This window comes from Nocardia jejuensis NBRC 103114 (assembly GCF_001613145.1).
Taxonomy (GTDB): domain Bacteria; phylum Actinomycetota; class Actinomycetes; order Mycobacteriales; family Mycobacteriaceae; genus Nocardia; species Nocardia jejuensis.
The window spans coordinates 1-11,198 of record NZ_BDBU01000060.1 but is presented as its reverse complement, the minus strand read 5'-3'; the positions used below and the strand labels follow the sequence as shown (position 1 = coordinate 11,198).

At 68.2% G+C, this 11,198-nt stretch carries 9 protein-coding genes; 7 read left to right on the top strand and 2 right to left on the bottom strand.

Annotated features, from left to right (window positions below; genetic code table 11):
- Positions 1 to 722: MFS transporter (locus tag NJ1_RS34660; protein WP_157574520.1), on the bottom strand; the 722-nt coding region annotated here is incomplete at its 3' end.
- A 278-nt stretch (positions 723 to 1,000) separates the two neighbouring features.
- Here NJ1_RS34660 and NJ1_RS34655 point away from each other — a divergent pair.
- A complete protein-coding gene (locus NJ1_RS34655; protein ID WP_084479165.1) occupies positions 1,001 to 2,533 on the top strand; it encodes a TerD family protein in 1,533 nt (510 codons plus the stop codon).
- 39 nt (positions 2,534 to 2,572) lie between these two features.
- Here NJ1_RS34655 and NJ1_RS34650 read toward each other — a convergent pair whose 3' ends face one another.
- Positions 2,573 to 3,241 (bottom strand): TetR/AcrR family transcriptional regulator, encoded by a 669-nt coding sequence (locus NJ1_RS34650; protein WP_067703534.1) that lies wholly within the window; start codon positions 3,239 to 3,241, stop codon positions 2,573 to 2,575.
- 221 nt (positions 3,242 to 3,462) lie between these two features.
- On the opposite strand from NJ1_RS34650, the gene NJ1_RS34645 reads away from it, so the two are divergent.
- The 6 genes from NJ1_RS34645 to NJ1_RS34615 form a co-directional block, all read left to right on the top strand.
- Complete coding sequence (locus NJ1_RS34645; protein WP_067703531.1) at positions 3,463 to 5,025, top strand: amino acid permease; 1,563 nt, start codon at positions 3,463 to 3,465, stop codon at positions 5,023 to 5,025.
- Between the two features lie 70 nt (positions 5,026 to 5,095).
- The gene (locus NJ1_RS34640; RefSeq protein WP_067703529.1) at positions 5,096 to 5,845 is read left to right on the top strand and encodes a DUF1989 domain-containing protein; all 750 of its coding nucleotides are present in this window, start codon (positions 5,096 to 5,098) and stop codon (positions 5,843 to 5,845) included.
- Positions 5,842 to 6,468: an urea amidolyase associated protein UAAP2 gene (locus NJ1_RS34635; RefSeq protein ID WP_067703525.1), complete on the top strand. Its 627-nt coding sequence runs from the start codon at positions 5,842 to 5,844 to the stop codon at positions 6,466 to 6,468. The genes NJ1_RS34640 and NJ1_RS34635 overlap by 4 nt, the downstream gene beginning before the upstream one ends.
- Positions 6,469 to 6,542: 74 nt before the next feature.
- Positions 6,543 to 8,477 (top strand): 5-oxoprolinase/urea amidolyase family protein, encoded by a 1,935-nt coding sequence (locus NJ1_RS34630; protein ID WP_067703540.1) that lies wholly within the window; start codon positions 6,543 to 6,545, stop codon positions 8,475 to 8,477.
- Positions 8,478 to 8,556: 79 nt separating this feature from the next.
- Positions 8,557 to 10,185, top strand: a complete 1,629-nt coding sequence (atzF, locus tag NJ1_RS34625; RefSeq protein ID WP_067703523.1) for an allophanate hydrolase — start codon at positions 8,557 to 8,559, stop codon at positions 10,183 to 10,185.
- Positions 10,186 to 10,728: 543 nt separating this feature from the next.
- Positions 10,729 to 11,198: DUF222 domain-containing protein (locus NJ1_RS34615; RefSeq protein ID WP_169813241.1), on the top strand; the 470-nt coding region annotated here is incomplete at its 3' end.

Sequence of the window (11,198 nt, the reverse complement as noted above, 5' to 3'; positions counted from 1 at the left end):
GCGATCGGGAACTCCCGCAACGGTTTCCACCACCCGTAGGTCTGCCCCTCGATCAGTGCGAAGACCAGCAGGGCGAACCCGAGGGCACTGAGAATGAACCCGTCCACGTCCAGTCCGGGCGCGTGCCTGCCCATCTTGGTCTCCGGCACGAAGAGCACGAGCCCGACCAGCACCAGCACGCCGAGCGGGATATTGACCAGGAAGATCCACGGCCAGGTGTAATCGGTGGTGAGCCAGCCGCCGACCAGCGGGCCGATGGCCGCGACGCCCGAGATGACCGACCCCCAGACCGCGAAGGCGATCACCCGGTCACGACCGCGGAACAGCGCGTTCATCGTCGAGAGCGAGCCCGGCAGCACGGCCGCGCCGCCGATGCCCTGCACGATGCGGCCCAGGATCAGCAGCCCGGCACTGCTCGCCGATGCGGCGAGCAGACTGCCCCCGAGGAAGACGATGACACCGACGGCGAACAGGAGTTTGCGGCCGAACCGGTCTCCGAGCCGCCCGGCGGTGATCAGCAGCGCCGCGAGCACGACGGCGTAGATGCTGGTTATCCATTGCGCCTGAGTGAAATTCAACTGCAGGTCGGCGATGATCACCGGCAGCGAGACGGCGACGATGGTGCCGTCCAGCACCACCATGGACAAGCCGAGAGCGAGCACCGCCAGGGCGATCCAGCGCTTACTGCCCGAGACCGCCGGTTCCAGCTCCACATCCGCCATCAATCGCTCCAAACCAGTCGAGGACAGCTATGTGAACCATGGTGCTTCACATTTGCTGACACTTGATCAAGCCACGCGGAACCCTGATAAGTCTAGCGGATAGTCCCTACGCTGGATATTTGCCAGTTGCCGGACATCCGGTCCGGCAACCGACCGGGCACCTCACCCGCCACGGTCCCGCGTTGCCGCCACCCTCCCGGCGCTCGCCGCCCGGGTCCGCACCCCGCCGGAACCCGGAGACATCGGATGTCCGAATCGGATACGTTTGACGAGTGTCGATGACGAAGGGTTCCAACGTTCCGGTGGCGGCGTCCGCGGTTCGTATCGAACTGGGATGGCAAGCAGGTCCGGGCGTTCCGGATGCCGACGCGTCGGCACTGCTGCTGATCTCCTCCGGCAAGGTCCGCTCCGACAGCGATTTCGTCTTCTACAACCAGCCGGTCCACGGCTCCGGCGCGGTCCGGCACGAGGGCAAGCAGCAGGGTCCGCAGGTCACCGACGTGCTCACGGTCCAGCTCGGCCAGGTGGAACCACAGGTCGAGACCATCGTCATCGCCGCCTCTTCGGACGGCGGCACCTTCGCCCAATTCCGTGGTCTGCACGTGCGTTTGGCGGATGCGAGCAATGGCGCGGAGCTGGCGCGATTCGATCCGCAGGACGCGTCCTCCGAGACCGCCTACGTCCTCGGCGAGCTGTACCGCCGCCAGGGAGCCTGGAAGTTCCGCGCCGTCGGCCAGGGCTACTCGGCCGGACTTGCCGGACTGGCAAGGGATTTCGGCATCAGCGTCGACGACGCCCCCGCGCCCCAGCAGTCCGCGCCCCAGCAGTCCGCGCCTCAACAGCCCACACCGCCACCGGCCCCACAGCCACAGCAGGCTCCGCCCCCGAACTTCGCTCCCCCGGCGCCGAATTCCGCTCCGCCGCAGGGCTACAACCAGCAGCAGTTCCCCCCGCCGGGCCAGCCCGCCCCGCCGCCCGGGCAGTACCCGCCGCCCAACCAATACACCCCACCCGCGGGCGGATACCCGCCGCCGCCCGGCCAGTACCCGCCCCCGCAGCAGGGCTACGCCCCCGTCCCGCCGCAGTACCAGCAGCCGAATCAGGCTCCCCCGCAACCCTTCCAGCAACCCTTCCAGCAGCCCCCCGCACCGGGAGCTCCCGCCGAGCCACGGGTGAACCTCGGCAAGATCTCGCTGACCAAGGAATCACCCGCGGTCTCACTGACCAAGCAGGGTGCGACCGGCGGCATCATGCGGGTCAACCTGAACTGGTCGGTGCCCGGTGCGAGCGGCGGCCTGTTCGGCCGCAAGCGCGGCGGCAACGGCGGACTCGATCTGGATCTGTGCTGCTTCTGGGAGCTGACCGACGGTTCCAAGGGCTGCATCAGCCCCCTGGACACCATGGGCACTCTGCACAAGGCCCCGTTCATCGAGTTGGACCAGGACGACCGGACCGGCGCGAGCCAGAGCGGTGAGAACCTGTCCATCAATCTCGATCACACCGCGCAGTTCCGCCGCATCCTGGTGTTCGCCTCGCTGTACGAGGGTGCGCAGGACTTCCGCGGCGTGCACGCGACCGCGACCCTGTACCCGCGCAGTTCACCGCCGATCGAGATGGAGGTCAGCGGCTGCGTCGACGACTCCCGCGAGATGGCGCTGGCGCTGATCGAGAACATCAACGGCGAGTTGGTGGTTCGCCGCGAGGGCGTCTTCGTGCGTCCGCCCGACGGGCACCGCTTCTGGGGCAAACTCGCCATGGACAAGACCTACAACTGGGACCTCAAGTGGGGTACGTCCAAGGGCAAAGGCTGAGCCGAGAGGGTAAAGGCCGAGCCGAGAGCTCCGACCCTGTCAGCCGGGAAGGTGCTGCCGAACCGATTCGAGTGCGGCCGTGCGGATCTGGGCCAGCTCACCCTGCCGGCCGAGCAGTCTCAGGATCGCATCGGGAATCAGTTGCTCCGCGTACTCCGGCCCGGCTCCTTCATCGGAGCGGATATTGATCACCGATTCGACCATCCGGAACGGCAGCAGTTCCGACCCCGGAACCGCACTCCCGCCGACCTCGGCGATCACCGCGCCCGCGAGCGCCTCATAGTGCCCGCGTAGCTCGTCGCGCCGTTCCCGGAACGATTCGAACCGCTCACTGCGCAGTTCCGGCAGCAGGTACAGCGCACCCAGATTCCACCGGGCCGCGCACAACTGGCTGACGTCGAACCAGGCCAGCCCGTACAGCCGCACGGTCGCCGATTCCGGGGCCACGGCCAGTCGATCCGCCAGTTCCAATGGCGCGGTGATCGTTTCGGCCAGCAGTGTGTCGAGGATGTCGTCCTTGGCCGCGAAGTGGTGGTACAGCGACGCCTGCCGGATGCCGACGGCGTCGGCGATGCCGCGCGTCGAGGTGCTGCCGTATCCGTTGGTGGTGAACAGTTCCGCGGCGGCATCGAGAATTTCGGCGCGCGGCGTCTGGCCCGCCCGGCGGCGGGGTTCGAGGCGAGGACGTCCGGGTCCGACTTGGGTCACGCCCTCATTCTGTCCTACCGGCCGCGGGCCACCCGCGCGCGAAGCCCCCTGACAGCCGGTCAGCGCGGCCGGTGAGGTTCCTGTCACTCGATAGAAATCCAGGCAACGCAGAAGTTACCGCAGGCCATCCGACCGATACATCGGCGTCACCGGATGCGCGATCGCGAACGGAAAACTTTCAAGCGATAGATATTCACCCGCTCGCCGAAAGACTCGCCGCCATGGTTGCCACAGCTGACTCACTAGTCCCCGACCTCCCGCCGAGCACCTCCGACACCAGCGCCGACAGCGCTGACCTGGCGCGCTTCGGTTACGAACCCGTGCTGCACCGCAAACTCGGCCGCTATGCCTCCTTCGCGGCCGGGTTCTCCTTCGTCTCCATCCTGACCACCATCTTCCAGTTCTTCGGCCTCGGCTACTCCTTCGGTGGCGCGGCCTTCTTCTGGACCTGGCCGATCGTGTTCGCCGGTCAGTTCCTGGTCGCGCTGAACTTCGCGGAACTGGCCGCGCGCTACCCGCTCTCGGGCAGCATCTATCAGTGGTCCCGGCATCTGGCCGGGGAGCTGGTCGGCTGGTTCGCCGGCTGGATGATGATCATCGCGCAGATCGTGACCGCCGCCGCGGCCGCCATCGCGCTGCAGGTGGTGCTGCCCTCGATCTGGAGCGGCTTCCAGCTTGTCGGTACCGACAGCTCGCTGACCTCGCACGACGGCGCGGTCAACGCGGTCATCCTGGGCAGTGCGCTGCTGGTGATCACCACGTTCATCAATGTGGCGGGCATCGACTGGATGGCGCGGATCAACTCGCTCGGCGTCACCATCGAAATCATCGGCGTGATCGCGGTGATCGCGGTGTTCTTCACCCATGCCGATCGCGGCCCGAGCGTGGTCATGGAAACCGACCAGGCCGCACCCGGACCGTACTGGGCCGCCTTCCTGGTGTCCGGCCTGATGGCCGCCTACGTCATGGTCGGATTCGATTCCGCCGGTGAGCTTTCCGAGGAGACCAAGAACCCCCGCCACGTCGCGCCGCGCACCATCCTCACCGCGCTGGCCGTATCCGCCCTGGGCGGCGGCCTGATCCTGCTGGGCGCGCTGATGGCCGCACCGAGCCTCACCGACGGTTCGCTCGGCGCGGGTGGTCTCGCGTACGTGATCGAGGCCAAACTGGACACCACCCCCGGCAAGGTCGTGCTGGCCTGCGTCGCCGTCGCTATCACGGTGTGCACCTTGGCCATTCAGACCGCCGGATCGCGTTTGATGTTCTCCATGGCCCGCGACGGCCGCCTGCCGTTCTCCGCTCGGCTGTCCGCCGTGCACCCGCGCTTCGGCACCCCCGCCTGGCCGTCCGTGGTCATCGGCGTGCTCGGCATCGGCCTGCTGGTGCTGAACCTGGGCAACGCCGCCATCTTCGCGACCATGGCCAGCGTCTGCATCGTCACGCTGTACCTGGCGTACCTGCTGGTCACCGTGCCCCTGCTGGTGCGGCGCATCAAGGGCTGGCCCGCCGACGACGCGACCACCGAGACCGGCGCACCGCTGTTCGGGCTGGGCCGCTTCGGAATTCCGATCAACGCGCTGGCCGTGGTCTGGGGCATCGCCATGGCGATCAACCTGGCCTGGCCCCGCGAAGAGGTGTACACCCCCGCCGGCGGCAGCTGGTGGATGCTTTGGGGCGCACCGCTGTTCGTACTCGTCACGGTTCTGGCCGGAATCCTCGTCCACCGTCTCGTCACCCCGGGCCGCAGCGCCGCCGCCCTCGATACCGCCGTCCAACCCGCCTGAGCCGCAGCACTTTCGGGCCGCAGTCCCTTCCCGCGGCCGAGCACGACACGACACCTCGCCAGGAGTATCGATGACGAACACCGCAGACACCACGAACGCCCGGGCGCACGCCCGCTCACAGGCCGCCGCCGCGGCCGTCAGCGGACCGGTCCTCCCGGACGGCGTCGACGCCGCGAGAATCACCTTCGCCCAGCGCATCCCCGCCGAGGGATACGCGAATGTCGTGCTCGGCCGCGGAACCCGGCTCCGGCTCTCGGACCCGCACGGCTCGGCCTGCGCCCACCTGTTCCTGCTGCGCGCCGAATCCCCCTGGGAGCGACTGAACGTCGCGGACACCGTCAAGGTCCCGTGGCAGGCGTACCTGAGCGCCGGACATCCGCTCCTGTCCGATCAGGGCCGCGTGCTCGCCACCGTCGTCGCCGATTCCACCGGGCACCACGACACCCTCTGTGGCCCCTCGCCCGCCGCCCGCGACCGGCTGCACCTGGCGGGGGTGAAACAGGGCCTCGAACCCCGCGACATCGGCCCGAGCATCTCCTTCTTCCGGGGTGTGCGCGTCGAACGCGACGGCGGACTCACCCCCACCGGCAGCGCGGGCGCGGGCGCGGCGATCGACCTGCTGATCCACCTCCCGGTGACCCTGCTCATCGCCAATGCCGAACACCCCCTCGACCTTTCCCCCACCACGGATCTGGATGCGGTGGCCTGGTCCGCCGCCGCCGAGCTGACCGCCGAGCACAACACCGATCCGGAATACCTGCGCGCGGTGGAGAACACCGAAAGCGACTGGAACGCAAGCACTCTGGAGGCCATCGCATGAGCACCGTCACCTCAGCCGTTCGCACCGTCGTCCTGGACGAGACCGTGCCCGCCCGAGCGCGGTGGTCCGCGGTGGTGCGCGCCGGTGAGCAACTGGAGATCATCGACCTGCACGGGAACCAGGCCGTCGACTGCCTGCTGTACTCGGCGGCCGATCACACCGATCGCTACAGCGCGCAGAGCACCATCACCGCGCAGCGCAACATCTTCCTCACCACCGGCAGTGTCCTGCGCACCGAGGCCGGAACCGCCCTGATGACAGTCACCGCCGACGAGGTCGGCAATCACGACACCGTCGCCGGAGCCTGCTCGCAGGAATCCAACACGCTGCGCTACGGCCACCACACCCGCCACCAGCACGCGTGCGTCGAGAACTTCCTCGCCGAGGGCCTGAAATGGGGCCTGGGCAAACGGGATCTGGTGTCCAACATCAACTGGTTCATGAACGTTCCGGTGGAGGCCGACGGCACCCTCGGCATCGTGGACGGACTCTCCGCCCCCGGCAAGCGGATCACCCTCGTCGCGGAGATCGACACCCTGGTGCTGGTCTCCAACTGCCCTCAGATCAACAACCCCTGCAACGGTTTCGACCCGACGCCCGTGCGCATGGTGGTGACCCGATGACCGCCGTCCTGCCCGCCCCCGCAGTCGCCGAGCAGCCCACCGCGACCCCCGCCTTCCGGGTGCTGCGGCCCGGCATGCAGACCACCGTGCAGGACTGGCCCGCCCGGGTCGGGTACTGGCACGTGGGCGTTCCGCCGTCCGGCCCGATGGACGACCTGTCCTTCCGGCTCGGCAACCGGGCTCTGGGCAACCCCGAGGGCGCCGCGGGCCTGGAATGCACCCTCGGCGGGCCGGCCCTGCGATTCGAGACCGCGACCTGGGTCTGCGTCACCGGCGCACCCGCACCGGTCCTGGTCGACGGAAAGCCGGTGCGCCAGTGGGGCAGCGTGCTCGTCCCCGCGGGCGGTGTGCTCGATGTCGGAATGGTGCGCGGCCCGGGGATGCGCAGCTACATCCTCATCGCGGGTGGTATCGACGTTCCCGAATACCTGGGCAGCCGTGCGACATTCACCCTCGGCAAGTTCGGCGGCGGCGTGGGCCGCGCCCTGGCGGCCGAGGACCACTTCCCCCTCGGAACCCCCGGCCGCGTGACGGCGGGCGTTCCCGGCGACGATCAGCCGGTTCTGACCCGTCGCTGGGAACTCGCGGTCACCGAGGGCCCGCACGGCGCTCCGGAGTTCTTCACCCGCAACGACTTCGACACCATCATCGGCACCGACTACGAGGTCCACTTCAACTCCGATCGGACCGGTGTGCGCCTGGTCGGACCGAAGCCGCAGTGGGCACGCCAGGACGGCGGGGAGGCGGGCCTGCACCCCTCCAATATTCACGACACCGCGTATTCCGTAGGCGCGCTGGACTTCACCGGCGACACCCCGATCCTGCTCGGCCCCGACGGCCCGAGCCTCGGCGGCTTCGTCTGCCCGGTCACCGTGGTGGCCGCCGACCGCTGGAAGCTCGGTCAGCTCACCCCCGGCGATGCCGTGCGCTTCGTCCCCGTGCGCGCCGACCGCGCCGCCTCCCTGCGCGAACTGGGCGCGGAACGCCGCGCCGCCTGGCCGATCGTGCTGTCCGGCGGCGGTGACGGCGACGACGGCGTACTGGCTCGCCGCGACGGTGAGGACACCGCCGTGACCTACCGGCGTGCGGGCAACGACGGCGTGCTCATCGAATACGGCGACATGACACTGGATCTGGAGCTGCGCGCCCGCGTGCACGCCCTGCACGAGGCGCTGCTCGAACGCGCGGAGCCGGGCATCACCGAACTCACCCCCGGCGTGCGATCGCTTCAGGTGCGCAACGACCCGGACCGCCTGTCCACCTCCGCCCTGTTGGATCTACTGGGCGAGGTGGAAGCCGAGCTCCCGTCCGCCGACGAGCTGGTGGTGCCCAGTCGCACTGTGCGACTGCCGCTCTCGTGGGACGACCCGTCCACCCGCGAGGCGATCATCCGCTACATGCACGGTGTCCGCGCCGATGCCCCCTGGTGCCCCTGGAACATCGAATTCATCCGCCGCATGAACGGATTGGAGTCGGTGAACGACGTGTTCGACACCGTCTTCGCCGCCGAGTATCTGGTCCTCGGCCTCGGTGACGTCTATCTGGGCGCACCGGTGGCCACCCCCACCGATCCCCGGCACCGGCTGGTCACCACCAAGTACAACCCCGCCCGCACCTGGACCCCGGAGAACGCGGTCGGCATCGGCGGCGCGTACCTGTGCATCTACGGCATGGAGGGTCCCGGCGGCTACCAGTTCGTCGGCCGCACCACCCAGGTCTGGAACCACCGCTCGACCGGCGTCGGCGAAGATCCTTGGCTGCTGCGCTATTTCGACCGCATCAGCTGGTATCCCGTGAGCGGTGAGGAGCTCCTCGATCTGCGCGCCGACACCGCCGCCGGTCGCGGCCGGCTCGACGCGCAGGACGGCGAATTCCGGCTCGCGGACTACCGCGCCTTCCTGACCGAGAACGAATCGTCGATCGCCGACTTCCGTGCTCTGCAGGCGAAAGCCTTCACCGCGGAACGGAATTCGTGGCGCGAGGCGGGCGAGCTCACCGAAAAGCCGTAGCGCCGACATCATTCGCACGCACTTCGCGCAGGCCCGGTCCGGCCGGGGCGAGCTGCGACAATCGCCGAGGAGTTCGAGAATGACGACCTGGATCCACCGCCGCCCCGACGCCGACGTCGCCGCCGAGGCGAGCGAGGCGAGAGGTCCGCTGGCCGGAATTACGCTGGCGGTCAAGGACAATGTGGACGTGGCCGGTCTGCCGACCACGGCGGGCTGCCCCGAATTCGCCTACACGCCTGCCGAGGACGCTGCCGCCGTGGCGGCGCTGCGATCGGCCGGTGCGGTGGTTCTCGGCAAGACGAATCTGGACCAGTTCGCCACCGGCCTGGTCGGCACCCGTTCGCCGTACGGAGCGGTGGACAACGCCCTGCGGCCGGGATACATCTCGGGCGGTTCGAGTTCCGGCTCCGCGGTGGCGGTGGCCCGGGGTGAGGCCGATATCGCCATCGGCACCGACACCGCCGGTTCCGGCCGAGTCCCGGCGGCGCTGCACGGCATCGTCGGCATCAAACCCACCGTGGGCGTGGTCTCCACGGCGGGTGTCGTCCCCGCCTGCCGCTCCTACGATTGCGTGAGCATCTTCGCCGCCGATCTCGACCTGGCCGCGCGAGCGATGGGTGTGATGGCTGCGGGCGCGCCCGGCCGCGCCTGGCCGACGGATCTGCGCCTGGCGGCACCGCCGAAACCGGTGGTCGCGGTATTCAGCGAACTACCGGGTCTGGATCCGTTGTGGCGCAGCACCTTCGAACGGGTGACAGAGCTCCTGCGAGACCGCGGCGCCACCATCGTAGAGGTCGATCCCACCCCCTTCCTCGCAGCGGCGAAGCTCCTGTACGACGGCGCGCTGGTAGCCGAGAGATACTCAGCCGTAGGCGCATTCGTCGACGCGCACCCCGACGCCGTCGATCCCACGGTCGGTTCGATCATCCGCGCGGCACGCGACGTCCCGGCACACCGACTTGTCACCGACCACGCCGAACTGGCCCGGCTGCGCGAAGCCGCACTGACGGCGCTGACCGGAGCCGACGTGCTTCTGACCCCGACTGTTCCGGGCCATCCCACGATTGCCGAGGTGGCTGCCGACCCGATCGGCGAGAACTCCCGGCTCGGCACCTATACCAATTTCTGCAACCTCTTCGACCTCTGCGCCGTAGCCGTCCCGGCAGGCACCGCAGGAGATGCCCCCTTCGGCGTGACAGTCCTGGCCCGAGCCTTCGAGGACTCGGTCGCCCTCGATATCGCCGCGATGATCACCGACGATCCCGAGCATCCGAGGGAACCGAACTTCGCCTGGCCCTTGGCCGTAGCGGCGTTCGAGGAACTCATCGTGTTCGGCGCACACCTGCGCGGCCAGCCACTCGAGCACCAACTGATCGCGCTCGGCGCACGCTGGGCCGGACCCGTCGACACGGCACCCCACTACCGCCTCGCCGCCCTCGACACCACCCCGCCGAAACCCGCCGTGACCAGGGCACCCGAAGGCGAATCGGGCGTCACGATCGCCGCCGAACGCTGGCTGCTCTCCCCCGCCGCCCTAGGTCGCTTCCTCGCCGCACTCCCCGCGCCCATGCAATTGGGCGCGGTAGAGCTGGCGGACGGCACCTGGCGCACCGGTTTCAGCTGCGCGGGCGCGGCAGCCGAAACCGGTAAGGACATCAGCGAATACGGCGGCTGGCGAGCAGCACTGGCCGCCGGTGCGGTGGGTTGAGCACCGTCACCGCAGACCCGCGAGCGGTCCCGGATATCGGCGACCAGCAGTGCGGGTTCCTCCGTCGCCGCGAAGTGCCCGCCACGATCCACATCGGTCCAGCGTGTGATCGTCTGCGCGGGTTCGGAATTACGCTGGATACCGATGTCGTGCGGGTATCTGATCGGGTGGGATGTGGATCGCGAGGACTGGATGCGAAATTGCCTTACGCTCCGAGCCGGGTCGAACGTTGTGAGTGAACTGGTTTTGTACACAACAGGTTTCGGCTACGAGTACCGAGGCGAGTCGCGGCCCGAGCTCGTCGGGCACCTCCAGGTTCGCGCTGGGCGGTCGCGGCGCGGAGTTCAGTGGGACGCGAAGGTCGCGGCGAATTCCACTGCAGGACAGCAGTAATAGGACTTAGTACCCAAAAGGCTGTGGATAAGTGGAGCCGTTGCGAACAGGAATATATTCTGAATAACCGCAGATCAGATACTGTTTTCGGTTCCATTTCGTGATCGTTCGCGATAGAATTAGCACATGCATTCGAACGAGATGGGAACAGTGAGCACCACCGCGGGAGCCGCACTGGCTGCCGCGGTCGATGCGCTTCTGTGCACCACCTTGTCCGAACTTCCCGAAGCCTCGATCGTGGAAATGATGCGGGAAATCGAGACCAGCGAACGACGCCTCGCGGTCATGTGGAACCGGTTGATCGTGCAGGTCGAAGAACGCTCCATGCCCCAACACGCTGGTGTCCGGAGTGCGGTGCGGTTCCTGGAAGACACGTTGCGGATCTCGCATATCGAAGCGTTCTCCCGGTTCAAAGCCGCTCAGCAACTCGGCACCTGGCATGAAGTCTCGGGCCGGGAGCTGCCGCCCCTGCTGCCGCACACCGCGAAAGCCCAAGAAGCAGGGGAGATTTCCCGTGATCACGCACGCATGATCGGCAAGATCTACACACGCCTGCCCCACGGGGTGAGCCCGGAACTCAAAGCCGAAGCCGAACAGTTGATGGCCGAGCACTCCCGGAT